The sequence below is a fragment of the Nocardioides mesophilus genome (assembly GCF_014395785.1).
Classification (GTDB): domain Bacteria; phylum Actinomycetota; class Actinomycetes; order Propionibacteriales; family Nocardioidaceae; genus Nocardioides_B; species Nocardioides_B mesophilus.
Map to the genome: position 1 here is coordinate 4,356,871 of NZ_CP060713.1, position 25,803 is coordinate 4,382,673.

26 protein-coding genes and 1 pseudogene are annotated in these 25,803 nt (G+C 72.5%); 11 read left to right on the forward strand and 16 right to left on the reverse strand.

Going from position 1 to position 25,803, the window contains the following annotated elements:
• Positions 1 to 5: 5 nt before the first annotated feature.
• The 7 genes from H9L09_RS20840 to H9L09_RS20870 form a co-directional block, all read right to left on the reverse strand.
• Positions 6 to 1,328 carry a DUF2252 domain-containing protein gene (locus tag H9L09_RS20840; protein WP_187578682.1) on the reverse strand — a complete coding sequence of 441 codons (1,323 nt, stop codon included), beginning with the start codon at positions 1,326 to 1,328 and terminating at the stop codon, positions 6 to 8.
• A gap of 40 nt (positions 1,329 to 1,368) precedes the next feature.
• Positions 1,369 to 2,193: an aldo/keto reductase gene (locus tag H9L09_RS20845; protein ID WP_187578683.1), complete on the reverse strand. Its 825-nt coding sequence runs from the start codon at positions 2,191 to 2,193 to the stop codon at positions 1,369 to 1,371.
• The gene (locus tag H9L09_RS20850) at positions 2,190 to 2,843 is read right to left on the reverse strand and encodes a hypothetical protein (protein WP_187578684.1); all 654 of its coding nucleotides are present in this window, start codon (positions 2,841 to 2,843) and stop codon (positions 2,190 to 2,192) included. The genes H9L09_RS20845 and H9L09_RS20850 overlap by 4 nt, the downstream gene beginning before the upstream one ends.
• A gap of 56 nt (positions 2,844 to 2,899) precedes the next feature.
• Positions 2,900 to 3,754, reverse strand: coding sequence for a pentapeptide repeat-containing protein (locus H9L09_RS20855; protein WP_187578685.1), 855 nt, complete (start codon positions 3,752 to 3,754; stop codon positions 2,900 to 2,902).
• A 67-nt stretch (positions 3,755 to 3,821) separates the two neighbouring features.
• Positions 3,822 to 3,977, reverse strand: a complete 156-nt coding sequence (locus H9L09_RS20860) for an LPXTG cell wall anchor domain-containing protein (RefSeq protein WP_187578686.1) — start codon at positions 3,975 to 3,977, stop codon at positions 3,822 to 3,824.
• 118 nt (positions 3,978 to 4,095) lie between these two features.
• Positions 4,096 to 5,310: an acyl-CoA dehydrogenase family protein gene (locus tag H9L09_RS20865; protein ID WP_187578687.1), complete on the reverse strand. Its 1,215-nt coding sequence runs from the start codon at positions 5,308 to 5,310 to the stop codon at positions 4,096 to 4,098.
• A gap of 49 nt (positions 5,311 to 5,359) precedes the next feature.
• Complete coding sequence (locus H9L09_RS20870) at positions 5,360 to 6,733, reverse strand: acyl-CoA dehydrogenase family protein (RefSeq protein ID WP_187578688.1); 1,374 nt, start codon at positions 6,731 to 6,733, stop codon at positions 5,360 to 5,362.
• Between the two features lie 103 nt (positions 6,734 to 6,836).
• On the opposite strand from H9L09_RS20870, the gene def reads away from it, so the two are divergent.
• The gene (gene def / locus H9L09_RS20875; protein WP_425491700.1) at positions 6,837 to 7,418 is read left to right on the forward strand and encodes a peptide deformylase; all 582 of its coding nucleotides are present in this window, start codon (positions 6,837 to 6,839) and stop codon (positions 7,416 to 7,418) included.
• A gap of 74 nt (positions 7,419 to 7,492) precedes the next feature.
• Positions 7,493 to 9,316, forward strand: a complete 1,824-nt coding sequence (locus H9L09_RS20880) for a sulfatase family protein (RefSeq protein ID WP_187578690.1) — start codon at positions 7,493 to 7,495, stop codon at positions 9,314 to 9,316.
• On the opposite strand, the gene H9L09_RS20885 is transcribed toward H9L09_RS20880, so the two are convergent.
• Together H9L09_RS20885 and cobA are read right to left on the reverse strand one after the other, a co-directional pair.
• Positions 9,295 to 10,098: a TrmH family RNA methyltransferase gene (locus tag H9L09_RS20885; protein ID WP_187578691.1), complete on the reverse strand. Its 804-nt coding sequence runs from the start codon at positions 10,096 to 10,098 to the stop codon at positions 9,295 to 9,297. The genes H9L09_RS20880 and H9L09_RS20885 overlap by 22 nt on opposite strands.
• Positions 10,086 to 11,336: a uroporphyrinogen-III C-methyltransferase gene (cobA, locus tag H9L09_RS20890; RefSeq protein ID WP_187578692.1), complete on the reverse strand. Its 1,251-nt coding sequence runs from the start codon at positions 11,334 to 11,336 to the stop codon at positions 10,086 to 10,088. The genes H9L09_RS20885 and cobA overlap by 13 nt, the downstream gene beginning before the upstream one ends.
• A gap of 97 nt (positions 11,337 to 11,433) precedes the next feature.
• Between cobA and H9L09_RS20895 the strand changes: the two genes are divergently transcribed.
• On the forward strand, positions 11,434 to 11,955 hold the full coding sequence (locus H9L09_RS20895; protein WP_187578693.1) for a YbhB/YbcL family Raf kinase inhibitor-like protein: 522 nt from the start codon (positions 11,434 to 11,436) through the stop codon (positions 11,953 to 11,955).
• Between the two features lie 32 nt (positions 11,956 to 11,987).
• Here the strand turns inward: H9L09_RS20895 and H9L09_RS20900 are convergent, their stop codons facing one another.
• On the reverse strand, positions 11,988 to 12,467 hold the full coding sequence (locus tag H9L09_RS20900) for an NUDIX domain-containing protein (protein ID WP_187578694.1): 480 nt from the start codon (positions 12,465 to 12,467) through the stop codon (positions 11,988 to 11,990).
• A 191-nt stretch (positions 12,468 to 12,658) separates the two neighbouring features.
• On the opposite strand from H9L09_RS20900, the gene H9L09_RS20905 reads away from it, so the two are divergent.
• The 5 genes and pseudogenes from H9L09_RS20905 to H9L09_RS20925 all read left to right on the forward strand — a co-directional run.
• Entirely contained in the window at positions 12,659 to 13,456 is a 798-nt protein-coding gene (locus tag H9L09_RS20905) for an ABC transporter permease (protein WP_246456147.1), read from the forward strand.
• Complete coding sequence (locus H9L09_RS20910; protein ID WP_246456148.1) at positions 13,449 to 14,264, forward strand: ABC transporter permease; 816 nt, start codon at positions 13,449 to 13,451, stop codon at positions 14,262 to 14,264. The genes H9L09_RS20905 and H9L09_RS20910 overlap by 8 nt, the downstream gene beginning before the upstream one ends.
• 1 nt (position 14,265) lies before the next feature.
• A complete protein-coding gene (locus H9L09_RS20915) occupies positions 14,266 to 15,216 on the forward strand; it encodes an ABC transporter ATP-binding protein (protein WP_187578696.1) in 951 nt (316 codons plus the stop codon).
• Positions 15,217 to 15,301: 85 nt separating this feature from the next.
• Positions 15,302 to 15,748 (forward strand): Fur family transcriptional regulator, encoded by a 447-nt coding sequence (locus H9L09_RS20920; RefSeq protein WP_187578697.1) that lies wholly within the window; start codon positions 15,302 to 15,304, stop codon positions 15,746 to 15,748.
• 59 nt (positions 15,749 to 15,807) lie between these two features.
• Positions 15,808 to 17,253 (forward strand): annotated as a pseudogene (locus H9L09_RS20925) (catalase); the annotation flags it as partial.
• A gap of 148 nt (positions 17,254 to 17,401) precedes the next feature.
• Here the strand turns inward: H9L09_RS20925 and H9L09_RS20930 are convergent.
• Entirely contained in the window at positions 17,402 to 17,893 is a 492-nt protein-coding gene (locus H9L09_RS20930) for an MmcQ/YjbR family DNA-binding protein (protein ID WP_187578699.1), read from the reverse strand.
• A 54-nt stretch (positions 17,894 to 17,947) separates the two neighbouring features.
• On the opposite strand from H9L09_RS20930, the gene H9L09_RS20935 reads away from it, so the two are divergent.
• A complete protein-coding gene (locus H9L09_RS20935; RefSeq protein WP_187578700.1) occupies positions 17,948 to 18,898 on the forward strand; it encodes an alpha/beta hydrolase in 951 nt (316 codons plus the stop codon).
• Between the two features lie 44 nt (positions 18,899 to 18,942).
• Complete coding sequence (locus tag H9L09_RS20940) at positions 18,943 to 19,686, forward strand: maleylpyruvate isomerase family mycothiol-dependent enzyme (protein ID WP_187578701.1); 744 nt, start codon at positions 18,943 to 18,945, stop codon at positions 19,684 to 19,686.
• A 33-nt stretch (positions 19,687 to 19,719) separates the two neighbouring features.
• Here H9L09_RS20940 and H9L09_RS20945 read toward each other — a convergent pair whose 3' ends face one another.
• The 5 genes from H9L09_RS20945 to H9L09_RS20965 form a co-directional block, all read right to left on the reverse strand.
• On the reverse strand, positions 19,720 to 21,519 hold the full coding sequence (locus H9L09_RS20945; protein ID WP_187578702.1) for a DEAD/DEAH box helicase: 1,800 nt from the start codon (positions 21,517 to 21,519) through the stop codon (positions 19,720 to 19,722).
• A gap of 63 nt (positions 21,520 to 21,582) precedes the next feature.
• Positions 21,583 to 22,353: a sulfite exporter TauE/SafE family protein gene (locus H9L09_RS20950; RefSeq protein WP_223164149.1), complete on the reverse strand. Its 771-nt coding sequence runs from the start codon at positions 22,351 to 22,353 to the stop codon at positions 21,583 to 21,585.
• Between the two features lie 112 nt (positions 22,354 to 22,465).
• On the reverse strand, positions 22,466 to 23,614 hold the full coding sequence (locus H9L09_RS20955) for an SPFH domain-containing protein (protein ID WP_187578703.1): 1,149 nt from the start codon (positions 23,612 to 23,614) through the stop codon (positions 22,466 to 22,468).
• Positions 23,615 to 23,633: 19 nt separating this feature from the next.
• The gene (locus H9L09_RS20960; RefSeq protein ID WP_187578704.1) at positions 23,634 to 24,113 is read right to left on the reverse strand and encodes an NfeD family protein; all 480 of its coding nucleotides are present in this window, start codon (positions 24,111 to 24,113) and stop codon (positions 23,634 to 23,636) included.
• A 19-nt stretch (positions 24,114 to 24,132) separates the two neighbouring features.
• A complete protein-coding gene (locus H9L09_RS20965) occupies positions 24,133 to 24,933 on the reverse strand; it encodes an ABC transporter ATP-binding protein (RefSeq protein ID WP_187578705.1) in 801 nt (266 codons plus the stop codon).
• A 130-nt stretch (positions 24,934 to 25,063) separates the two neighbouring features.
• Between H9L09_RS20965 and H9L09_RS20970 the strand changes: the two genes are divergently transcribed.
• The gene (locus tag H9L09_RS20970; RefSeq protein ID WP_187578706.1) at positions 25,064 to 25,795 is read left to right on the forward strand and encodes a hypothetical protein; all 732 of its coding nucleotides are present in this window, start codon (positions 25,064 to 25,066) and stop codon (positions 25,793 to 25,795) included.
• Positions 25,796 to 25,803: the final 8 nt, after the last annotated feature.

The following is a 25,803-nucleotide window of genomic DNA, read 5'->3' on the forward strand; positions in this document are numbered from 1 at the left end:
GGCGCTCAGGTGGAGCTGACGCCGCCGATCCGCCCCTCCCGGAACGCGTCGACGAACAGCGCGTGGTCGGCGCGGACGGTCCCGGCGTACTCCATCGCGAAGTCGGTGAGGTCGGCGACGAACTCCTTGCGGCGGCCCTCCAGGACGGTCCTGATCGCCTCCTCGGTCTGGAAAGTGACCAGGCTCTGCTCGCTGTCCTCGTCCGAGGCGCAGTGCACCTTGGCGGTGGCCTGGCCGAGGGCCTTGACCACCGAGGTCATGTCGTCGGGCTCGGTCAGCGGGTCCCAGTCCAGGTCGGCCTCGTAGGGCGAGATCTCGGCGACGACGTACCCGGTGCCGTCCACGGTGGTCCAGCCGAGCAGCGGGTCGGTGTGCACCTGCAGCGCGCGCTGGCTGACCACGGTGCGGTGCCCCTCGTTCTCGAAGTACTTCGCGACGGCGGCGGAGTCGACGAACCGGCTCACCGCCGGCACGTTTGCCTGCTTCATCGACAGCACCACGTCGTTGTCGAGCGACTGGCTGTAGCCCTCGACGAGGATGTTGTACGCCGGCAGCCCGGCGCTGCCGATGCCGAACCCGGCCTTGCCGACGACGTCGCGGACGTCGTAGAACAGGTCGCGGTCGTAGCGCTTGTCCTCGGGAATCGTCTCGAGGTACTCCCCGAACGCCTTCTCGACCTTGCGCCGTTCCGCCCGCCCGAGCCGACGGACCGAGGCGTCCTCGGTGAACACCCGGGTCGCGTCCTCGAGGTGGGTCATCGAGTCGAGCATCGTGACCCTGCTGTGCAGCCGGGCCTGCACCAGCACGTCGTGCACGGGACCGTCGGTGTTGCCCAGGTGCAGCGCGAAGTCGTGGTCGTCGTCCTCGCCCACGTAGTGGTTGACCTGACTCAGGTAGGAGCGGAGGTAGGTGCCCACGAGCGAGCGCACGGTGTCCTCGGGCAGGGCCTTCTGCCAGCCGATCAGTGCCAGGCTGGCGACGAAGCGCCGCAGGTCCCAGGAGAAGTGGCCGACGTAGGCCTCGTCGAAGTCGTTGACGTCGAAGACCAGCCTGCCGTCGGAGTTCATGTAGGTGCCGAAGTTCTCCGCGTGCAGGTCGCCGTGGATCCACACCCGGCTGGTCCGGTCGTCGGCCCACTGGTCCTCGGTGCTGGTGACGTCGGCGTAGAACAGGCAGGCCGACCCGCGGTAGAACGCGAACGGGTCGGAAGCCATCTTGCGGAACTTGCCGCGGAACGCCCGCGGGTTCGCGGTCATCAGGTCCGCGAACGCCTCTTCGAGGGTCTCGACGATGAGCTTCTGACGGGAGTCGCGGGAGTGGTCCACCATGCCGGTCCCCTACCCCGCCGGGAGGGTGGCGAACCGGCGCTCAGGCCACGTGGTCGGGGTGCGGTCCGACCCGGAGGCCCCGGTCCAGCCCGTCGATGCGGCGCAGGTCCTCCTCGTCGAGCTCGAAGCCCAGCGCGTCGAGGTTCTCCTCCATCCGGCTCGGCGTCACCGACTTCGGGATCACGACCGTGTCGTGGTCCAGGTGCCAGCGCAGGACCACCTGGGCCGGAGTCCGCTCGTGCTTGCGGGCGATCCGGGTGATCACCGGGTCGCCGAGGAGCTCACCGCCCTTGGCCAGCGGGCTCCACGCCTCGGTGACGATGCCGTGCGCGGCGTTCGCGGCCCGCACCTCGTGCTGCTGCAGGTAGGGGTGCAGCTCGACCTGGTTGACCGCCGGGACCACCTCCACCCGGTCGAGCAGCCGCTGCAGGTGGTGCGGCTCGAAGTTGGACACGCCGATCGCCCGGACCCGGCCGTCGAGGTAGAGCCGTTCGAGGGCCCGCCAGGTCTGGGTGGTCAGGCCACGCCCACCGGCCGGCCAGTGGATGAGGTAGAGGTCGAGCACCTCGAAGCCGAGCTTGGCCATGCTGGTGTCGAACGCCCGCAGGGTGGCGTCGTACCCCTGGTCGTCGTTCCACACCTTGCTGGTCACGAAGACGGCGTCCCGGTCCAGGCCGGACTCCCGGACCGCCTGGCCGACGCCCTCCTCGTTGCCGTAGAGCGAGGCGGTGTCCACGTGCCGGTAGCCGAGCTCCAGCGCCCGGGCGACGACCTCACGGGCCCGGGCGGCCGGGACCCGCCACACCCCCATCCCGATCTGCGGGATCTCGACGCCGTTGTTCAGCAGCACCTGCGGGACGCTCATGGCTCCATCCTGCCCACCGCGCCGGGCGCCGACCCGTCGGGACCCTCACGTGGCGGCGCCAGTCCGGCGTCCCGCAGCTCCAGCACCGCCAGCGCGCGCACGACCCCCGGGTCGCGGGCCCGCCAGGCGCCGGCCGGGTCGGGCGAGATGCGGGCCAGGCGGTGCAGCGGCTGGTGGGCCATGGCCCGCAGCGCGAACAGGTCGAGGTCGTGGCCCGAGTCGACGAACCGCTGCCCGGCGGTGGCCTCCCGCACGAACCGCCATCGCAGGGGCAGGTAGACCGCCAGCGCGACCAGCACCGGGATCGCGCCCACCGCCAGGGCCAGCCAGAACGCCAGGGTGTGCACCGCGTCCGCCTGCGCGGTCCCCGCGGCCGCGATCCGGTCCGCGGCGTCGCCGGCCCCGTCGAACGGTGCGCGGACCTCGTCGCCGACCAGCGGGATCCCCTCCACGCCGGAGCCGGCGTCGCGCAGCCGTTGCGCCAACCCCGCGCCGGCCTCCTGGAGCTGCTCCCCGGGGACGGCCAGGGCGTTCGTCGCGTCGTGCACGACTCCGGCGAGCTGGACCCAGACCAGCACCCACAGCAGCACCAGCAGGTCCCCGACGACCTGCCGGCCACGACGAGCGGAGGTGTCCGCGTAGAGCTTCATGCCGCCATGCTGCCCCGGGAGCCGGGTCGGCACTCGACCGGGCGACGAGATCCCGGTCAGCTCCAGTGCGCCGGGCGCTCGAGACCGGCCGGAAGCCTGGTCCGCGCGTCGCCCCTGGCCGCCCCGACCTGCGACCGGGTGAGGAACAGCGCGCCAGTCAGGTTCGCGCCGGTCAGGTCGGCGTCGCGAAGGTCGGCCCCGAGCAGGTCCGCCCGGCGCAGGTCCGCGTCCCGCAGGTCCGCCGCGATCAGGCAGGCGCCGCGCAGGTCGGCGCAGCGTAGGTCGGCGCCGGCCAGGGTGGCTCCTGCGAAGTCGGCCCGCGCGTGGCTCGCCGGTACGGCGTCCTCCCGGCCGCGTGCCTCCTGGCTGACCGCCGTCAGCAGCGCACCGACGTGGACCCGGACCGGGCCGACGTCGACGTCGGCCGGGCGTCCGACGGCGGCCGCCGCCAGCCGCTCCACGTCCTCCAGCGCCTCCTGCAGCCGGGCGCGCAGCGACGGCACGCCGGCGAGCGACAGAGACTCGGTGAGGTACCACAGCAGCTCGTGCAGCTGCCGGACCACCGGCAGCGCTGCGGACATCCAGGGCGCCCTCGCGAGCGCGCCGGTGGGCGCCGCACGTCCGCCCGCTCCGGCGGGGACCGGGCCGGTGCCCGACCCGGCGCCGCGGGAGATGCGCTGACCGGCGCCGAAGCAGTCGAAGGCCACGCACCCCGGCATCCCGGCCTCCCGGAGCCGCTCGTGGATGCCACAGCCGAAGTCCGCTCCCAGGTGCCTGCACGGCTCCCCGGCCGCCTTGTCGAAGCCGAAGTCGGCGGAGCGGGTGAACGGCAGCGCGACACAGCACAGGCCGACGCAGCTCGAGCAGTCTGCGCGCAGGTGCTCCCGCGCCACGGTCGTCTCCCCGGCCATGGCTCGACCCTAGTGCGGTCCGCCGGTCATGCCCGTCCGCCCCTGCGACCCCGGGGCCCTCGGGGTGTCAGAGCCGGCGGCGCAGCGGCATTTCGCGACGCTCGCCGACCGCGAAGGCCACGCCGAGCTCGCGGTCCCAGGCGGCGACCCGGCGGCGGCGGAACGCGACAAGGCCGCACCCGACGGCCAGCAGCAGGACACCCAGCAGCAGCAATGTGGTCATGAGACCCCTCCGACGAACCCGGAGCTGCGGCGATCCGCCACGGCTCCCCCCGACCACGACGGTACGCGCCCCCCGTGCGGTGCGTGCGGCTTTTGTCCGTCCTGCCCCTGTTCGCGCCTCACTTCAGGTCCGCAGAGGTCTTGCCCAGCAGCCGTCGCGCGACGATGAGCTGCTGGATCTGCTGGGTGCCCTCGAAGATGTCGAGGATCTTGGAGTCGCGCGCCCACTTCTCGAGCAGGTCGTGCTCGCTGTAGCCGAGGCTGCCGGCCAGCTCGACGCAGCGCAGCGTGATGTCGCTACCGGTCCGGCCGGCCTTCGCCTTCGCCATCGACGCCTCGAGCGAGTTCGGCCGGCGGTTGTCGGCCATCCAGGCGGCCTGCAGGGTGAGCAGGTACGCCGCCTCCCAGTCCGCCTCCATCTGCAGGTACGTCGCCGCCGCTGCTGACTGGGTCAGCGCCGGCCGGTCGTAGTCGATCTGCACGCCCGCCTGCTCGAGCAGGTCGCGGGTGAGCTCGAGCGACGCCCGGGAGCAGCCGAGCGCCATCGCGGCCACGAGCGGGCGGGTGTTGTCGAAGGTCGCCATCGCGCCGGCGAACCCCTGGTCGGCGTCCACCCCGGGGCTGCCCAGCAGGTTCTCCCGGGGCACCCGGCAGTTCTCGAGGAGGATCGTCGCGGTGTCGGAGGCACGGATCCCGAGCTTGCGCTCCAGCCGTTCCACCCGCATGCCGGGCGTGCCCTTGGGGACCACGAAGGACTTGATCGCAGCGCGTCCCATGGCGGGGTCGAGGGTGGCCCAGACGACGACCGCGTCGGACCGATCGCCCGCGGTGACGTAGATCTTCTCGCCGTTGAGCACGTAGTGGTCGCCGTCGGGCACCGCGGTCGTCCGGATGCTCGCGGTGTCCGAGCCGCAGCCGGGCTCGGTGATCGCCATCGACGCCCACACGCCCGCGAACCGCTTCGCCTGCTCCTCGTCGGCCACGGAGGCGATCGCCGAGTTGCCCAGCCCCTGCCGCGGCATCGACAGCAGCAGCCCGACGTCGCCCCAGCACATCTCCAGGATCGAGAGGACCGAGGCCAGGTGCGTGCCGTTCCTGGTGCCGGTGCCGTCCTCCTCCTCCGCGGGCCGCCGTACTCCGGAGGCGCCCGCTCCGCTGGCCTGGCCGGACTCCGCGAGCCCGTCGATCAGGGCCGCGAGCATGTCGAGCTCCTTGGGGTACTCGTGCTCGGCGAGGTCGTACTTGCGGGAGTTCGGGCGCAGCAGGTTCATGGCCACCTGGTGCGCGTTGCCGATGAGCGGCCGGAACTTGCGGGGGGTCTCGAGGTTGATCATCGGCGGCTTCCCGTCGTCGGTGCGGAGGTGCCGGGCTGCGTGGCGACGTTCACACGAGCACGCCCCCCTCGATCACGGCGATCGCCCGCAGGTCGCGGTACCACCGCTCCACCGGGTGCTCCTTGACGAAGCCGTGACCGCCGAGCAGCTGGACCCCGTCGCTGCCGATCTTCATGCCGCGCTCGGCGCAGAGCCGGCGGGCCAGTGCCACCTCCCGACCCACCGACCTGCCCCGTCCGGCGCGCGAGGCGGCGCGGTAGGTGACCAGGCGCATGCCCTGCAGCTCGATCCCGATGTCGGCGACCATGAACGCCACCGCCTGCCGGTTGCTGATCGGCTCGCCGAAGGCGTGGCGCTCGTTGACGTAGGGCACGACGTGGTCGAGCACCGCCTGGGCCGTCCCGACGGCCAGGGCGCACCAGCCCAACCGGGCCAGCCGGACGCACTCGAGGTGGTCCTCCCGGGAGCCGAGCAGGGACGACCCGCTCACGTGCACCCCGCGCAGGACCAGTCGGGTCAGCTCGGCGGCGCGCAGGCCCATCGAGGGCTCGGCCTCGATCTCGACGCCGGGAGTCCCGGACTCCACCAGGAACAGCCGGGGCTCACCGTCGAGCTCGGCGCCGACGACGAACAGCTCGGCCGCTGCGCCCCGCGGCACCATCGACTTGACCCCGTCGAGGACGAACCCGGCCCCGTCGGGGCGCGCCCGGGTCGCCGGCCGCAGCGGGTCGAACAGCACCGCGGGCTCGGTGAGCGCGAGCGCCGCGGCGGGAACGTCGTCACCGGTGAACGCGGGCAGGTACGTCGCCTGCTGCTCCTCGTCGCCCCACAGCGACAGCGCGGTGGCCACCGCCCCCGGCGCCAGCGAGGCGACGGCCAGACCCATGTCGCCGCGGGCCAGGGCCTCGGCCACCAGGGTCGCGGCCATCGTGGACCGCTCGGTCGCGATGCCGCCCAGCTCCTCGGGGACGCCGATCAGCGGGAGCCCGATCTGGCGACCCGCACGGAGCACCTCCGCCGGCGCCGCAGTCGCGTCGTCGGCCGCGGCGGCCGCCGGGCGGACCACCTCGTCGGCGAACGCGCGGACCACGTCGAGCAGCAGCTGCTCGTCCTCGGTCGGGGTGAGGTCGAAGCGCCCGGTCGCCGGTGCGTGCGGCAGCCGGGCCGGGCCGGAGCCGATCCGGCCGGCCCGGGCGAACTGCCGGCTGACCGCCCCCGCCGTGCGGAACCCGGCGCGGGTCGCCTCGAAGACCACCCGTTCGGCAGGCCGGCGCAGCCCGAGCCGGTCCAGCGCTGAGGTCTGGGCGAGCCGGTTCAGCGCGGCGACCGCGTAGCCGATCGGGTCGGTGCGCTCGCGGGAGGACAGCCCGTGACGAGGCGGGCGCCTGGTGTCGCGACGGGCAGCAGGCGTGGGGAGCGACATGACCTCACTGTAACTAGCAGTTACACACGCCGCGCCGGGCCGCTCCCGGGAGGGTCCTCACCCGATCCGGCCCGTCCGTCGCCGCTTTCCTAGGATGGCCGCCATGTCCGAACCGACCCCCGTCCCGCCCGAGCTCCCCGACGGTGGCACCGTCCGTCCCATCACCCGGTGGGGCGAGGATGTGATGCACCGGGTGCAGGAGCCGGTCACCGAGTTCGACGACGACCTGCGCCGGCTGGCGGCGGACATGGTCGCCACGATGTACGCCGCCGACGGGGTCGGTCTCGCCGCGTGCCAGATCGGCGTGGACCGGTCGATCTTCGTCTTCGACTGCCCCGACGACACCGGGGTCCACCACCGGGGCGTGGTGTGCAACCCGGTCATCCTGTTGCCGGAGGGCCGGGACCGGCGCCTCGACGACGACGACGAGGGCTGCCTGTCGTTGCCCGGCGCGTTCGTGCCGCTGGCCCGGCCCGACTACGCCGCGGTGGACGGCCAGGACCTCGACGGCCGCCCCGTGCGCTTCGCCGGCCACGGGTTGCTGGCCCGGTGCCTCCAGCACGAGACCGACCACTGTCAGGGCACGGTCTTCGGCGACCGGCTCAACCGGCGCGCCCGCAAGAAGCTCTACAAGGAGCACGACGAGCACACCGACGAGTACCCACCCGGTTGGCCTGTTTCCTGACTGTTCACCTGTTTTGACTCGGATGCCTGATTCCCCGCGACAGAATGTCCCCGTTCGCACAAGGGGGAGGGAACATGGCTACGACGCGCCGGCGCGCCGGAATCCGCACCGGGGTGGGACTGGTGCTGGCAGGCATGCTCGGGGTGCTCGTCGGCATGGGCCTGGACCGAGACACCACGGCAACCGCGAGCAGCGACCTGTTCGCCGGGGCCCTGCCGGCCGTCCCGCACTACGCCGGACCCCCGGCGAAGCGGCCGAACGTGGTCGTGGTGATGGCCGATGACATGCGCACCGACGACCTGCGCTTCATGCCCTCGGTGCGGCGGCTGATGGGCCGCACCGGGCTGACCTTCCGCAACTCGTTCAGCCCCGACCCGCTGTGCTGTCCGGCCCGGGCCTCGTTCCTCACCGGCGATTACTCCCACAACCACGGGGTCCTCTCGCACGCCGCGCCGTGGGGGTTCCAGGCCTTCGACGACCACGCGACGCTGGCGACGGCGTTGCGTGGTGGCGGCTACCGCACTGCCTTCGTCGGGAAGTACCTCAACGGCTACGGCCGCATGCGCTCCAAGGTCACCGGCGGACCGTCGTTCCGCTACGTCCCCGCGGGCTGGACCGACTGGATCGGCGCCGTGGAGCGGCCGCCGGACAGCGGCTACAGCTCTGGCGGCACCTACGACTACTTCCACACGCTCTTCAACGTCAACGGCCGCATCGACGACACCCACAAGGGGCAGTACCAGACCAACGTGCTGGGCACCCTCGCCCGCAACCTGGTCACCAAGTACAGCCGCGGCCGCGCCCCGTTCTTCCTGTACCTCTCCTCCGTCGCGCCGCACCACGGCGGTCCTTCGGAGGCCGGCGACCCGATGGGGATCCGTTCCTCGGGCGGCGGCACCATCGACCTGGTCACCCCGGCCCGGCCTGACTGGGTGAAGGGCCGCTTCGACGCGCGCCTGACCCGCGCCCCCGGTCTGCCCGCCGACGGCGGCCCGGCCGAGGCGGACCTGTCCGACAAGCCCCGGCCGCTGCGCCACAAGGAGGAACCGAACCGGGCCGAACGGGCCGGGATGCTCAACGCCGCGCGTCAGCGGGCGGAGGCCCTCTTGGTCCTGGACCAGGAGGTCGGCCGACTGGTCACCCGGTTGAAGCGCACCGACGAGTGGCGCAACACCGTGCTGGTGTTCACCTCCGACAACGGCTACTTCCTCGGCGAGCACCGGATCCGCCAGGGCAAGATCAAGGCCTACGAGCCGTCGTTGCGGGTGCCGTTCCTCGTCACCGGGGCGGGCATCCCCCACGGCAGACGCTTCGACCCCGTCACGACCGTCGACCTGACCGCCACCATCGCCGACCTCGCCCGGGTGGAGTCGGCCATGCCCTACGCCGCTGACGGCCACTCCGTCGCGCGCAGCTTCCAGGCCGACCGGGGCTGGACCGTGCCGATCGTCACCGAGGGCCACGAGGGCGAGCAGGGCACCACCTTCTTCCCTGCCGGCGGTGAGCCGAAGGCAGCCGGCTTCAACGACGGCCGGACGACGATCGGGATCCGCACCCCCAGTTCAAGTACGTCCGCTACTCCAACGGCGAGGCCGAGCTCTACGACCTCGACCGCGACCCGAACGAGCTCGAGAACGTCATCGACAGCGCCGACTACGTGGAGGCCAGGACCGCGCTGCAGAAGCTGTGGTGGGGTTACCGCAACTGCGCCGGGCCCGCCTGCCAGCTCCCGCTGCCCGCGGCGCTGCAGCGGGCGCCCCGGGAGAACCAGGCGGCGACCAACCTGCAGTCGCGCGGCGTGGAGTCGGTCTACGGCTACTTCCGCTGAGGAAGGAGGGCGCGGCGGCCGCCGGGCACGGCGACCCCCGGGGGACGCTCAGCGGCGCTGCAGTGCGTAGCAGGCGACCGCGGCCGCGGCGGCCACGTTGAGGCTGTCGATGCCCGGACGCATCGGGATGATCGCCCGCCGGTCCGCGCTGGCCTGCCACCGCGGCGAGAGGCCGTGCCCCTCGCCGCCGAGCACCAGCGCGACCCGGTCGAGTCCGGCCACCGCCTGCTCCAGCGGCTCGGCGTCCGGCGTCAGGGTCATCGCCACGGTGGTGAACCCCTGTGCGGAGAGGTCGGGCAGCGCGTCGTACCAGTCCGGCAGCCGGGTCCAGGGCAGCGCGAACACCGCACCCATGGCGACCTTCACCGCGCGCCGGTACAACGGGTCGGCGCACCGCGGGGAGAGCAGCACGGCGTCGACGTCCAGCGCAGCCGCGGAGCGCAGCACGGCTCCGACGTTCGTGTGGTCGACGATGTCCTCGAGGACCAGCACGGTCCGGGCCCCCTGCAGCACCTCGGCCACCGCGGGCAGCGGCCGCCGGCACAGCGAGGCCAGCGCACCGCGATGCACGTGGAAGCCGGTGACCTGCTCCGCGAGCGCCTCGGAGACCACGAAGCAGGGGGCGTCGCTGCGCCCGAGCACGTCGGAGAGCCCGTCGAGCCAGCGCGGCGCCATCAGGAAGGACCTCGGCTCGTAGCCGCCCTCGACCGCGCGGCGCACGACCTTCTCCCCCTCCGCCAGGAAGAGCCCGTGCTCGGTCTCGAGGTGCTTGCGCAGCTCGACGTCGCGCAGGGCGCGGTAGTCACCGAGCCGCGGGTCGTCGGGATCCTCGATCGTGATCAGGCGAGCCACGGGTACCGGTCCGGGTGCGCGACGGCCACGACCGGTCCGACGACCACGATCGCGGGCGCGCGGACCCGCTCCCGCGCCACGTCCTCGCCGACCTCGCCCAGGGTGGAGAGCAGGGTGCGCTCCCCCGGCATCGTGCCCTCGGAGATGACGGCCACCGGGGTGTCGGCCTCCCGGCCGTCCTTCTGCAGGGCCTCCGCGATCGCGGACAGGTTCTGCACCGCCATCAGCAGGACGACGGTGCCGCGCAGCCGGGCCACCGCCGGCCACTCCACCAGCGAGTCCGCGTGACCGGGTGGCAGGTGCCCCGAGACCACCGTGAAGTCGTGGGCCACCCCGCGATGCGTGACCGGGATCCCGGCCGCGGCCGGCACCGCGATCGCGCTGGTGATGCCGGGCACGACCCGGCACGGTACGCCGGCCGCCGCGCAGGCCAGCGCCTCCTCGTAGCCGCGGCCGAAGACGAAGGAGTCGCCGCCCTTGAACCGGACCACCCGCTTGCCGGCCCGCGCGTGCTCCACGATGACCCGGTTGATCTCCTCCTGCGCCGCCGACCGGCCGCGCGGCAGCTTGGCCACGTCGACGATCTCCACGTCCGGGGACAGCTCGTTGAGCAGCTCGCGGGGCGCCAGCCGGTCGGCCACCACGACGTCGGCCTCGGCCAGGGCCCGGCGGGCCGCGACGGTGACGAGCTCCGGGTCACCGGGGCCTCCGCCGACGAGCACCACGCCCGGCTCCCGCTCGTGGTCGTGCGGCGCCACGATCGCCCCGTCGCGGAGCCCGGCCACCACCGCGTCGCGCACCGCTGCCGAGCGCCGGGGCTCACGGTTGGCGAGCACCGCGACGGTGACGCCGGCGTGCCGCCCGACGGCCGGCGTCCAGGCGGTGGCCTTCGGAGCGTCGTCGGCCCGCACACAGAAGATCCTCCGGGCCTCGGCCTCGGCGCCGACCAGCTCGTTGACCTCGCTGTCGTCGGTGGCGGCGAGGACGTACCACGCGTCGTCGAGGTCCGCGGCGACGAAGCCGCGCTGGTGCCAGGTGACCTCCCCGGCGCCGGCCAGACCCTCGACGGCGGGCGTGGTCTGCGGCGCCACCACGACCACGTCGGCACCCGCGGCCACCAGCCCGGGGATCCGGCGCTGGGCCACCAGCCCGCCGCCGACCACCAGGACCCGCCGGCCGGCGAGCCGGAGTCCCACCGGGTAGGGCGGGTGGGGTTCCACGCCGGAGTCGTCGCTCATCGCCCCATTCTCACCGCCGGTCGCACCAGCCTGGAACGCGCCCACTGGGCGGACTAGGGTCGAGGACGACCGTGTCCCGTGATGTAACGGAGGATCGATGAGCCTGGAGCGCCCCGTCAGCCCGAACCCCTACGACCTGCTCCCGCAGGTCCCGTCGTTCTCCGTCACCAGCACCGACGTGCAGGACGGGCAGCCGCTCTCCGACGCGCAGGTCGCCTCCGGCGGCAACACCTCGCCCCAGCTCAGCTGGTCGGGGGCGCCCGAGGGCACCAAGAGCTACACCGTCACCTGCTTCGACCCCGACGCGCCGACCCCGTCCGGGTTCTGGCACTGGGTGCTCGTCGACATCCCCGCGGACGTGACGTCGCTGGACACCGGTGCCGCGTCGAAGGACCTGCCCGGCAAGGCGTTCCAGTGCTGCAACGACGGCGGTGAGCCCGGCTTCATGGGGGCGGCGCCGCCGAAGGGCGACCAGGTGCACCGCTACTTCTTCGTCGTGCACGCCGTCGGTGAGGAGAGCCTGGGCGTCGACGCGGACGCGTCGCCGGCGGTGGTCTCGTTCAACCTGGCCTTCAAGACGCTGGGCCGCGCGGTCCTGCAGGGCACCTACCAGCACTGAGGCGTGGAGCCGGTCGGCGCCCGCCGACCGGCTCAGCCCTTGAGCCGGGCGTAGTCCTCGCTCTCGAGGAACCGGGGCAGCAGGTACGCCGTGCCCGGCGTCAGGTCGAGCTCGCCGAGCCGCGCCGGGTCCACGAAGACGATCTGGCGGCCCTCGCCGACCTCGATGTCGTCGTCCCCGAGCTCGGTCGCGCCGACCCAGACCTTCCACCGGTCGGCCAGGTGCGTGGAGACCTTCGGGGAGTGCTGGACGACCTCGTCGAACCACAGCTCGAGACCGTCCAGGCGCAGCCCGGTCTCCTCGAGCAGCTCCCGGTGCAGCGCCTCCTCCCAGCCCTCCCCCGGGTCGAGGTGGCCCCCGACCAGGCCCCACTGCTCCGGAGCGACCGCGGCGTGCTCGTCGCGCTCCTGGAGCAGCAGCCAGCCGCGACGGTCGACGAGCAGGACGCTGGCCAGCAGGCAGTTGCGCTCCTCGCAGGCGGGCGGGTCGGTGGTGACGGCGGGCTCGGTCATGCAGCTCCTCGGGTCGACGGTTCTCGGCAGCGTTCCCAGCACCGGCGGCGCGCCGACGCGGTTTGCCCCGGTGGACGCCGTACTGCACACTGGCTCACCCACAATCTCACAGCGACGCCCGACACCCCCGGCCCACCATGGTCCGGGGGTCTCGTAGCGTCCGCGACCAGACGCCCACGAAGGAGGAGCAGGTGCTGTACGTCGCCGTGGCGACCCGCTCCTTCCGGCGCTACTCGACCTACGTCGCGGCGACCCTGGCAGGCATCTTCACCAACAGTGTCTTCGGGGTGATCATCTGCTTCGTCTACACCGCGGTCTGGCAGCAGAACCCCGACGCGGGCGGCTACGACGTCACCGACGCGTTGACCTACGCATGGATCGGGCAGGCGCTGATCGTGACCGTGGCGATCTGGGGAGGTGGTGCGACCGACGAGGTGGCCGCCCGGATCCGGACCGGGGACGTCGCCATCGACCTCTACCGGCCGGTGAGCCTGCTCGGCTGGTACCTCTCGGCCGATCTCGGCCGCGCGGCGTACCACCTGCTCACCCGCGGCGTGGCCCCCACGATCGTCGGTGCTCTGCTCTTCGACCTGCGGGCCCCGGCCGGTCCGGTCGCCTGGCTGCTCTTCCTGGTCGCGGTGACGCTGGCGGTCGTGGTCTCCTTCGGGCTGCGGATGCTGGTGGCCTGCTCCACGTTCTGGCTGATGGACGACACCGGGGTGAAGAACCTGGCAGCAGTGCTGGCGATGTTCCTCTCCGGCCTGGTGGTGCCGCTCGTGCTGTTCCCCGGCTGGAGCCGCGACCTGGCGATGGCGCTGCCGTGGTCGTCGTTCCTGCAGGTGCCGGCCGACATCTGGCTGGGCCGCCGGGCCGGCACCGACGCACTCGCGGCGCTGGCGTTCCAGGCCGGCTGGGCGCTGGTGCTGCTGGGCGCCTGCGCCGCGGTGATCGCCCGCGCCCGGCACAAGGTGGTGGTCCAGGGTGGCTGACCGGCTGCTGTGGGGGCTGCGCGCCTACCTGCTGCTGTCCTGGATGTGGATCCGGGTGTCGCTGACCTATCGCACCTCCTTCGCGATGCTGACCCTCGGCCAGCTCCTGGTCACCGGCCTGGACTTCCTGGGGATCGTGGTGATGTTCTCCGCCGTCGACGCGCTCGGCGGCTTCTCGCTGCCCGAGGTGGCCTTCCTGTACGGCGGAGCCGGGGTCTGCCTGGGCCTGGCCGACCTGCTGCTGGGGAACATCGAGCGGCTCGGGCAGAAGATCCGGCTGGGCACGTTCGACGCCATGATGGTGCGCCCGGTGCCGCTCTACGCGCAGATGTGCTCCGACGAGTTCGCGCTGCGACGGCTCGGCCGGATCACCCAGGCGGCCGTGGTACTGGCCTGGTCGATCCTCACGCTGGACCTGGACTGGACCCCGGCCAAGGTGCTGGCGGTGCCCTACCTGGTGGTGTTCGGCACCGCGATCTTCGTCGCCTTCTTCACCCTCGGCGCCGCCTTCCAGTTCTGGACCACCGACGGCTCCGAGGCGGCCAACGCGTTCACCTACGGCGGCAACACGCTCGCGCAGTACCCGTTGACGATCTACCCGCTCGAGGCGGTCAAGGCGCTGACCTTCCTGGTGCCGCTCGCCTTCGTGAACTGGTACCCGTCCCTCTTCGTCCTCGGCCGGGCCGACCCGCTCGGCCTGCCCCGGGCCATGCAGTTCGCCGCCCCGGTCGCCGCGCTCGTCCTCGCCGCCGTCGCGGCCGTGGCCTGGCGCGGCGGCGTGCGGCGCTATCGATCGACAGGGAGCTGACATGAGTGCGCTCATCGAGGTCGAGGACCTGACCCGGTCCTTCACCGTGCGTCGCCGGGCCGGACGGTTCCGGCGCACCACCTCGACGGTGCGCGCCGTCGACGGGATCTCCTTCGCCGTCGACCGCGGCGAGATGGTCGGCTACATCGGACCCAACGGGGCCGGCAAGTCCACGACGGTGAAGATGCTGACCGGGATCCTGGTGCCGACCTCGGGGCGGCTCTCGGTCGCCGGCGTCGACCCGGCCCGCTCGCGCACCGAGCTGACCCGGCGGATCGGGGTGGTCTTCGGCCAGCGCACCACGCTGTGGTGGGACCTGCCGCTGCGCGACTCCTTCGACCTGCTGCAGCGGATCTACCGCACCGACCCGGCCCGGCACCGGGCCAACCTCGCCGAGTTCACCGAGCTGCTCGAGCTCGGCGACCTGCTCGACACCCCGGTGCGGCAGCTCTCGCTGGGGCAGCGGATGCGCGGCGACATCGCCGCCGCGCTGCTGCACGACCCCGAGATCCTCTACCTCGACGAGCCGACCATCGGCCTCGACGTGGTCAGCAAGGGCCGGCTGCGATCGTTCCTGCGCCGGGTCAACGAGGAGCGGTCGGTCACGCTGCTGCTGACCACCCACGACCTGCAGGACATCGAGCAGCTGTGCTCGCGGGTGATGGTGATCGACCACGGCTCGCTGGTCTACGACGGCTCCCTGGCGGGGTTGCACGCCCAGGGCTCCTCCCAACGGACCCTGGTCGTGGACCTCGTGGACGAGGCACCGCCGATCGACGTCCCCGGCGCGGTGGTCCGCCGCGTCGAGGGCCCCCGGCAGTGGCTGAGTTTCCCGGTCGAGGCCTCGGCCGCCCCGGTCGTCGCGGCCGTGGCGGCGGCGTACGACGTCGCCGACCTCTCGCTGCAGGAGCCCGACATCGAGGACGTCATCCGCACGCTCTACACCGGCTGACCGCCCGGCCCTCCACGAGTGGGACGGATCAGGGCGGGTCGGACGTTATCTTGACTCATTCCAGAAACAATGGTTGGCTCGCCGCATGCCGCCAGCCGACCCCGGGACCGCCGACCTGCTCCGCGAGCAGGGCCTGCGCGTCACCCGCCAGCGGCTCGCGGTGCTCGCCGCGCTGGAGGCGGCCCCGCACTCCGACGCCGACGCGGTGATCGGCCGGGTGCGCGGCGAGATCGGCCCGGTCTCCACCCAGGCCGTCTACGACGTGCTGAACACGCTCACCGACAAGCGCCTGCTGCGGCGGATCCAGCCGGCCGGCTCCACGGCCCGCTACGAGCTGCGCGTCGGCGACAACCACCACCACGTGGTGTGCCGCGGCTGCGGCGCGGTCGCCGACGTCGGGTGCGCCACCGGCGTGGCCCCGTGCCTGGAGACCAGCGAGCTGCCCCTGCACGCCCCCGGCTTCGTCGTCGACGAGGCCGAGGTGACGTTCTGGGGCCGGTGCGCGACCTGCCTCGCCGCCGAAGCCGGCTGACCTCCGACGACGACCCGACGACGACCCGACCGACCCGACCCTCAGGAGGACGCATGAGCATCGAAGCCCGACCGAACGGTGGCTCCACGACCGGCACCGGCGCGCCCGCGGCCAGTGACCGCAACAGCCTCACGATCGGCCCGAACGGCCCGATCCTGCTGCACGACCACCACTTCATCGAGCAGATGGCGCACTTCAACCGCGAGCGGGTCCCCGAGCGCAACGTGCACGCCAAGGGCTCCGGCGCGTTCGGTGTCTTCGAGACCACCGAGGACGTCTCGCGCTATACGAAGGCGGCGCTGTTCCAGAAGGGCGCCCGCACCGACATGCTGGCCCGGTTCTCCACCGTGGCCGGCGAGCAGGGCAGCCCGGACACCTGGCGCGACCCCCGCGGCTTCGCGCTGAAGTTCTACACCTCCGAGGGCAACTACGACCTCGTCGGCAACAACACCCCGGTGTTCTTCATCCGTGACACCATGAAGTTCCCGCACTTCATCCGCTCGCAGAAGCGCCGCGGCGGCACCGGCCTGCGCGACAACGACATGCAGTGGGACTTCTGGACGATGAACCCCGAGTCCGCGCACCAGGTGACCTGGCTGATGGGCGACCGCGGCATCCCCCGCTCCTGGCGGCACATGAACGGCTACGGATCGCACACCTACATGTGGATCAACGCCGCGGGCGAGAAGTTCTGGATCAAGTACCACTTCAAGACCGACCAGGGCGTGGAGACGCTGACCCAGGAGGAGGCCAACCGGATCGCCGGCGAGGATTCCGACTTCCACCGTCGCGACCTCAACGAGGCCATCGAGCGGGGCGACCACCCGTCGTGGACCCTGCACGTGCAGGTGATGCCGTACGAGGACGCCCGCGACTACCGGTTCAACCCGTTCGACCTCACCAAGGTCTGGCCGCACAGCGACTACCCGCTGATCAAGGTCGGCACGATGACGCTGAACAGGAACCCGGAGAACTTCTTCGCGCAGATCGAGCAGGCCGCGTTCGAGCCCAGCGCGATCGTCCCCGGGATCAGCTTCTCCCCCGACAAGATGCTGCTCGGCCGGGTGTTCGCCTACTCCGACACGCACCGCTACCGGATCGGGCCCAACTACCAGCAGCTGCCGGTGAACAAGCACCGCGTCGCGGACGCGAACACCTACCAGTTCGACGGCCCGATGGCCTTCGAGCACACCGGTGACGCCCCGGTCTACGCCCCGAACTCCTACGGGCGCGGGTACAGCGACCTCACCGGGCCGATGGAGGACAGCTGGGAGATGGACGGCGAGATGGTCCGCTCCGCCTACACCCTGCACGCCGAGGACGACGACTTCGGCCAGGCCCGCACCCTGGTCAACGACGTCTTCGACGACGCGGGCCGGGAGCGGCTGGTGCACAACGTGGCCGGGCACATCCTCGGCGGCGTGAAGGACCACACGCTCCCCCGGGTCTTCGACTACTGGAAGAGCGTCGATGCCGAGATCGGCAAGCGGATCGAGGAGGCCGTCCACGCCGGACGTGCCAACGCCGTCGCCCCGCACAGCACCGCGGCGGACCCCGCCGAGGTCGTCGCGAGCCCCGGCGTCGACCAGGGCTGAGTCCCGCTCCCTCCTGCTCGAGCCCGTCCGGCCACCTCGGCCGGGCGGGCTCGACGCGTCACCGGCGTCCCGGCACCGGTCCGGCGCCCGGTCCCGGCGGCGTCCGGTCGGCGGGACTCACGAAGCGGCGGTCGCCGGCCTCGAGCGAGGCGAGCCAGTCCCGGGCGCGCTTCGCCGAGGCCCGGGACAGCCAGGCGTCCTGGACCAGCTCGGCGACCTCGTCGCGGCTCAGCTCCCCGATGCGGGAGGCACGCAGCAGCACCGAGGGGTGCCCGTCGAAGTGCGGGGTGGTGAAGAACGGCGACGCGGGGTCCTCCACCAGAGCGCTCTTGTCGCCCTCGTCGGCCACCCAGAAGACGATGACGTCGTCGTACCTCTCCCCGGTCTCGGGGTCGAACGCGTCCGGGCGCCGGCTCCGGAAGAAGACGAACGACTTGCCGCCGACCTGGTAGACGGGCCGCTCCCGCTCCGAGTAGACGCTCACGTGCGGCATCGCCAGGGCGACCTCGTGGACGTCGGAGACCCTGGCCCTTCTCGCACGGCCGGCCATCTGCCGATCGTAGGTCGGCACGGACCCTTCGTCCACGTGCGGCAGGATGGGGCCATGACGACGACCTGGATGATCGACGTCCTCGGCGCGCCCTACGAGTCGCAGGCGATCGACCTCCCTCCCGACGACGAGGGAGAGGTGGTCGCCACCCTGGTACGTCGTCGGGCCGACGCCCCCACCGGCCGTGCGGTGCTGCACGTGCACGGGTTCGCGGACTACTTCTTCCAGACACCGGCCGCCGACTACTGGACCGGCCGCGGCTACGACTTCTACGCCCTGGACCTGCGCAAGTACGGCCGCTCGCTGCTGCCGCACCAGACCCCCAACTTCACCACCGACCTCGCCGCCTACTACCCCGAGCTCGACGAGGCGTTCCGGCGGGTCACCGAGGACGACGGCCACGACCACGTGCTGGTCTCCGCGCACTCGACCGGGGGGCTGGTGACGCCGCTGTGGGTGCACGACCACGAGGTGCCGGTCGCCGGGCTGGTGCTCAACTCCCCCTGGCTGGACCTGCACGGCAGCCTGCTGCTGCGCACCGCCGGCACCAAGGCGATCGAGCAGATCGGCGCCCGGCGGCCCTACCTGGCGATCCCCCGCGAGGTGTCCGGGCTCTACGCCCAGAGCCTGCACGTGGACCACCGCGGCGAGTGGAGCTTCGACGTGGCCTGGAAGCCCATCGAGAGCTGGCCGGTCTACGCGGGGTGGCTGCGCGCGATCCGACGCGGCCACGCCCGGGTCCACCGCGGCCTCGAGCTGGAGGTGCCGGTGCTGGTGCTGACCTCCGGCGCGTCCGGCCACCCCAAGGAGTGGGACGAGACCTGCACGGGCACCGACCTGGTGCTCGACGTGCTGCAGATCCGCAAGTGGGCCCACAAGCTGGCCACGCACGTGACGCTGGTCAAGGTCGAGGGGGCGCTGCACGACGTGACGCTCTCCCGCCCCGAGGTCCGCGCCCGGGCGTTCGACGAGATCAGCCGCTGGCACGACGCCTTCCTGCCCTGATCGGGCTACTGCCCGCTGTCCCCGGTGCGCACTAGGTTGTCGCCATGACGCTGACCACGGAGGACTGCCTCGACGCGATCACCCGCTACTCCACCGTCTTCGCCGAGGCCGCCCAGGGCAACCTCGACGCCCGGGTGGAGCACTGCCCGGACTGGTCGGTGGCCGACCTGGTCTGGCACCTGACCTCGGTGCACTGGTTCTGGGCGACCATCGCCGAGGGCACGCTGGCCGAGCCCCCGGACGAGGCGTTGCGCCCGGCGCGGCCCGACGACGACGCGCTGATCGAGACGTTCGCGGCCGGGGCCCGCCGGCTCGTCGAGGTCCTCGAGGCCGCCGACCAGACCGCAGCCTGCTGGACGTGGGCGGAGCAGAAGGACGTCGCCTTCATCACCCGCCACCAGGTGCAGGAGGCGGCCGTGCACGCCTGGGACGCCGCCCACGCAGCCGGGCGCGACCTCGAGATCGACGGCGCTGCGGCGGCGGACGCCGTCGACGAGTTCCTGGCCGTCTCGCTGCCCACCGAGGCCGACGCGCAGGAGGAGGAGCTGCCCGCCCTCGACGGCCGGTTCGGGCTGCGCAGCGTCGACACCGGCGACTCGTGGCTGGTCCAGGACGGCGCGGTGCCGGGCTCGGTCGCGGCGTCGTACGGCGTCCCCGACGGCACGCCCACGACCACCGCCTCTGCGGCCGACCTGCTGCTGTGGCTCTACGGTCGCCGCGAGGTGCCGTTGGGCGACGTGCCCGCCGACCTCGCGAGCCGGTTCCGCAACGGCTCGTTCACCGGCTGAGCCGGACGCCGCCGGCGGGGTCGTGCCGGAGCCTCAGGAAGGCCGGTCGGCCTTCTTGGTGCGGGGCTTCTTGCGCGGCCCGTCCGGGCGCTCGGCACCCGGGGAGCGTTCCGCACCGCTGTCCTGGCCGCCGCCTTCCCTCAACGCGATCAGGCGACCGGAGATCCGGGTGTTCTCCAGCGCCCGCCACGTCTCCGGCGGCAGGTCGGCGGGAAGCTCGACGACGGAGTGGTCCCCCCGGATGTCGATGTGGCCGAAGTCGCCGCGGTTCAGGCCGCCCTCGTTGGCCAGCGCGCCCACGATCTGGCGCGGCTCGACACGATGCCTCTTGCCGACGGCGATCGTGTAGGGCGCCAGCGGCACCGACGAGCGGCCCTTGCGGGGGCCGCTCTCGCGGCGCTTGGGCCGCTCGTCCCGGTCGCGGCGGCGGCCCTTCTCGTGGTCCCAGACGCCGCCTGACTCGCGCTTGCCCTCGAACGCCCGCTGCGGGGTCTCGGCCTCCGGAGCCAGCAGCAGCGGCTCGTCGTCCTGGACCAGCACCGCCAGCGCCGCCGCGATGTCGGTGGCCGGCACGTCGTGCTGCTGCTCGTAGTCGGAGATCAGCTCGCGGAAGAAACCGAGCTTGTCCGACCCCAGTGCGGTGGTGATCGACTCGGTGAACTTGGCGACCCGGTTGGTGTTGACGTCCTCGACGCTCGGCAGCGGCATCAGGGTGAGCGGCTGCCGGGTGGCCCGCTCGATCGCCTTGAGCAGGTGCCGCTCGCGCGGCGTCACGAACGACAGCGCGTCACCGGTGCGGCCGGCCCGTCCGGTGCGACCGATCCGGTGCACGTAGGACTCGGTGTCGGTGGGGATGTCGTAGTTCACGACGTGGCTGATCCGCTCCACGTCGAGGCCGCGGGCCGCCACGTCGGTGGCCACCAGGATGTCCAGCCGACCGTCGCGCAGCTGGTCGATGGTCCGCTCCCGCTGCACCTGCGCGACGTCGCCGTTGATCGCCGCCGCCGAGAAGCCGCGGGCCCGGAGCCGCTCCGCGAGCACCTCGGTCGCCTGCTTGGTGCGGACGAAGATGATCATGCCCTCGAAGTTCTCGATCTCCAGCACCCGCGTGAGGGCGTCGAGCTTCTGCTGGTGGGTGACCATCAGGTAGCGCTGCGTGGTGTTGGCCGCGGTCACGGTCTTGTTCTTGACGGTGATCTCGGCGGCGTCGGTGAGGTACTTCTTCGAGATCCGGCGGATCTGCGCCGGCATCGTGGCCGAGAAGAGCGCGACGTGCTTGTCCGCCGGGGTGTCGGCCAGGATCGTCTCGACGTCCTCCTGGAACCCCATCTTGAGCATCTCGTCGGCCTCGTCGAGGACCAGGAATCGCAGCTGCGTGAGGTCGAGGGTGCCCTTCTCGAGGTGGTCCATGATCCGGCCCGGCGTGCCCACCACGACGTGCACCCCGCGACGCAGCGCGGAGAGCTGGACGCCGTACGCCTGGCCGCCGTAGACCGGCAGCACGTGCAGCCCGGGCAGGTGCGAGGCGTAGCGCTCGAAGGCCTCCGAGACCTGCAGCGCCAGCTCGCGCGTCGGCGCGAGCACCAGCGCCTGCGGCGCCTTCTGCTTGAGGTCGATCTGGCTGAGGATCGGCACCGCGAACGCCGCGGTCTTGCCGGTGCCGGTCTGGGCCAGCCCGACGACGTGGCGCCCGGCCAGCAGAGCAGGGATCGTCGCCGCCTGGATCGGCGAGGGCGTCTCGTAGCCGACGTCGGCGAGCGCCCGCAGGATGCGCTCGTCGATGCCGAGATCGGCGAAGCTGGGGCGCGGGTCGGACTCGACGTCAGAGGACATGGACCCAGGCTAGTGGCGGCTGCCGTCGTCGCCACGATGGGTCCGTCGCCGCGGTGGCGGAGGTCACGACTCCAGCAGGAAGTGCGTGACCGCGGCGAGCCCGACCAGCACGATGAACGCCCGCAGCGCCATCGGCGGCAAGCGCCGCCCGACGGTGGCCCCGATCTGGCCGCCGATCGCCGATCCGACCGCGATGAGGCCGGCCACCCGCCAGTCCACGTCGGCGACCAGGATGAAGACCACCGCGGCCACGCCGTTGACCAGAAGCGCCAGGACGTTCTTGGTGGCGTTGTTGCGCTGCATGGTCTCCTGCAGGCCGACCCCGAGGACGGCCATCAGCAGCACCCCCTGCGCGGCACCGAAGTAGCCGCCGTACACGCCGGTCAGCGCCACCAGTCCCCACACCCAGGCGGCCCCGTGCTCGGGCGGGGTCTGGCCGCGACGCTCCGCGCGGGCCGCGACCCGGCGGCTGAGCCGTGGCTGCAGCACCACCAGCACGCAGCCGAGCAGGATCAGCACCGGCACCACGGCGTCGAAGGCGGCGGCCGGCAGCACCAGCAGCAGCACCGCGCCGGCGACGCCGCCGATCAGCGACGCGGAGCCGAGCCGGACCAGCCGCGGCCACTGGCCGGCGAGCTCGCGGCGGTAGCCCACCGCCCCCGACAGCGAGCCGGGCACCAGCCCGACGGTGTTGGACACGTTGGCGGTCACCGGCGGGATGCCCAGCGCCAGCAGCGTCGGGAACGTGATCAGCGTGCCCGAGCCGACCACCGTGTTGATCGTCCCGGCCGCGATCCCGGCGAACAGCACCGCAGCCATCTCCCAGCCGGTCACCGGCGGGTCACCGTCGGCGCCGTGCGGGACGTGCGGTCGGTGCGGGCAGATCGAGCTGGGGCGGCTGTGCGGGTGGGACGAGCACCGTGCGACGCCGAGACCGTCGCGCAGCTCACTGGGCCGGCGCCTCCCCCGGGTCTCCACCCAGAGCCGGGTCCGCCGGGGAGGGGAGGTCCGGCTCGGCTGCCGGACGCGCCGCGTGCGTCGGCGCCGCCGACTCCTGGGCCGCGGCGATGGCAGCGGCCACCTCCTCGTGGGCGCTCTGCAGCGAGCGGTCTGTCTCCGCAGTGGTGGCGTCGACGGCGGTGGCTCCCATGTCGACCCGCGTCCGCGGCCCCTCGACCTCGTCGGGGATGCCGCGCAGGCTGTTCATCGTGGAGCCGAGCCCCTCGAGGGCCTTGCCGATCTCGCTCGGCACGATCCACAGCTTGTTCGCGTCGCCCTCGGCGATCTTCGGCATCATCTGGAGGTACTGGTAGGCCAGCAGCGACTGGTCGGGGCGGCCGTCGTGGATGGCCTGGAAGACCGTCTGGATCGCCTGCCCCTCGCCCTGGGCCATCAGGATCTTGGACTCCCGGTCGGCCTGGGCCCGCAGGATCAGCGACTCCCGGTCACCCTCGGCGTTGAGGATCGCGGACTGCTTCGAGCCCTCGGCGGTGAGGATGGCGGCCTGCCGCTGTCCCTCCGCGGTCAGGATCACCGCGCGCTTCTCGCGGTCGGCCCGCATCTGCTTCTCCATCGAGTCCTTGATCGACGGCGGCGGGTCGATCCCCTTGAGCTCCACGCGGTTCACGCGGATGCCCCACTTGCCGGTGGCCTCGTCGAGGACGCCGCGCAGGCCGGAGTTGATCTGGTCACGGCTGGTCAGCGTCTCCTCGAGGTCCATGCCGCCGACGATGTTGCGCAGCGTCGTCATCGTCAGCTGCTCGATGGCCTGGATGTAGTTGGCGATCTCGTAGGTCGCCGCGACCGGGTCGGTGACCTGGAAGTAGATGACCGTGTCGATGGAGACCACGAGGTTGTCCTCGGTGATCACCGGCTGCGGCGGGAAGGAGACCACCTGCTCGCGCAGGTCGATCATGTAGTGCAGCTTGTCGATGAACGGCACGACGATGTTGAGACCGGCGGGCAGCGTCGCCTTGTACTTCCCGAAGCGCTCGACGATCCCTGCGCGTGCCTGCGGCACGATCCGCACGGTCTTGGCGAGCACCAGGACCGCGAGGATCGCGAGCAGGGCGAACAGCACCAGTGCAACCGGCATGGTGTCCCCTTCTGTTGTGTCAGTTCTCGGAGTGGTTCGGAGGCGGGTCGAGCCGCGGGATCTCGTGCACCAGCGCGGTCGCCCCCTTGATCTGGAACACGTCGACGCGGGCCCCCTCGGGGATCACCCGGGTCTCGTCGTAGGCACGGGCGGTCCACAGCTCACCGTTGATCCGCACCTGGCCGGAGTCGGCGCTGACCTCGGCGACGACGACGCCCTGCTTGCCCACGAGCGCGTCGTGGCCCAGGGTCAGCTCGGGCCCGGAGTGCAGCCGCTTGACGATGCCAGGCCGGACCAGCGCCAGCATCGCCACCGACGTGGCGAGGGCGGCGATGATCTGCGCGGCCACCGGCAGGCCGATCAGCGCGGTGAGGATGCCGACGCCGGCCCCCGCCGCGAGCATCAGCAGGACCAGGTCCAGGCTCAGCAGCTCGGCGGCGGCGAGCAGGACCATGAGACCGGTCCAGATCTGCCAGCCGTACTCGTCGAACCACTCCATGCCTGCAGCCTAGTCGCGCTCAGGCGCCGCGCGGCTTCGCTCGGCGGCGCGCCGCCCAGCGACCGTCCTGGTGCTGCAGCACCAGCGGCATCCCGAAGGTGTCGGAGAGGATCTCCTCGGTCATCACGTGCTCCAGCGGACCGGCGGCGACCACCCGTCCGCGGCGCATCAGCAGCGCGTGCGTGAAGCCGGGCGGGATCTCCTCGACGTGGTGGGAGACCAGCACGGTGGCCGGGGCGGCCTCGTCCATCGCGAGCGTCGACAGGGTGGAGACCAGGTCCTCGCGGCCGCCGAGGTCGAGACCGGCGGCCGGCTCGTCGAGCAGCAGCAGCTCGGGGTCGGTCATCAGCGCACGGGCGATCTGCACCCGCTTGCGCTCGCCCTCGCTGAGGGTGCCGAAGGTGCGGTCCACCAGGTGCGCGACCCCGAGCTCCGCGAGCAGCTCGTCGGCCCGCTGGTGGTCGAGCTCGTCGTACCGCTCGCGCCAGCGGCCGAGAACGGCGTACGACGCGGAGACCACCACGTCGTGCACCCGCTCGTCGCGGGGGATCCGCTCGGCCAGCGACGCGCTGGTCAGGCCGATCCGAGGCCGCAGCTCGAAGACGTCGACGGTGCCGAGCACCTCGCCGAGGATGCCGGCCACTCCGCCGGTCGGGTGGATCTGCGCCGAGGCCACCTGCAGCAGCGTGGTCTTGCCGGCACCGTTGGGGCCGAGGATCACCCAGCGCTCGTCCTCCTCGACGGTCCAGTCCACGCCCTCGATCAGGGTGGCGGTCCCGCGACGGACCGAGACGTCGGCGAGCTCGAGAACGGGATCCATGTCGTGGTGGGTCTTCCTCGCGTGGCAACGGCTGCTGGAGTGCTCAACCTACCTGCAGCCGGCGGCGCCGCGGCCGCGACCCGGCCGGGCTCGCCGCACGACTGCGGTGCGGTCCACGTAGCCTCGTTCCGTGTCCAGCACCCTGCCTCCCTCCGCCCGTCTGGCGTTGTGGTTCTCTGCGTGGGTCGAGGGCGGCGCCAGCCTCGACGAGGCCCGGGACGCCGTGGTCGGCGACGACGCCTCCCACCACGTGGTGGGGCTGCCGGACCACGACGACGCGGTGCCGCTGATCCTCGCCCTCGGGCTGCTGCGTGCCGAGGGCGGCCGACGCGGCGTGCTCGCGCTGCCGGCGCCCGGCGACCCGCTCGGGCTGGCCGGTCCCGCCGGGTTCAACGCCGAGGTGGTCGACGCCGGCGAGGGGGTGGTGGTCGAGGGCGCCGAGCTCGGTCTGGTCCCGCACCGGGTCGGGGCCGCGGTGCAGTGGACCTGCCACGACGCCCGGGTCGCGGCGCACGTCCCGGACCCCGGCGAGGCCGACTCCGGCCTGCGCCGGGCACTGCTCGGCACCACCGAGCAGCTCGCCGACCTCGACGTGGCCCGCTGGCGGCCGGAGGTGGCCGACGCGCTGCTCGACCTGCGCCGCGAGGCCGACCTGGTCCTTCCCCGGGCGATGGCGCCGCGCGCCGTACGCCTGGTCTCGCTGTCCTCCCGGTGCCGCACCATCGTCGAGCTGGCCCTGGAGGACGACGGCGGCAGCGTCACGGCGCTCGAGGCCGACGCCCGCAGGGCCGCGCTGCTCCCCCTCGACCACGCTGCGAGACGTGGGTTGGTTGCGGCCTGCGCCTACCCGTGGCAGGGATAGCCTCGGCG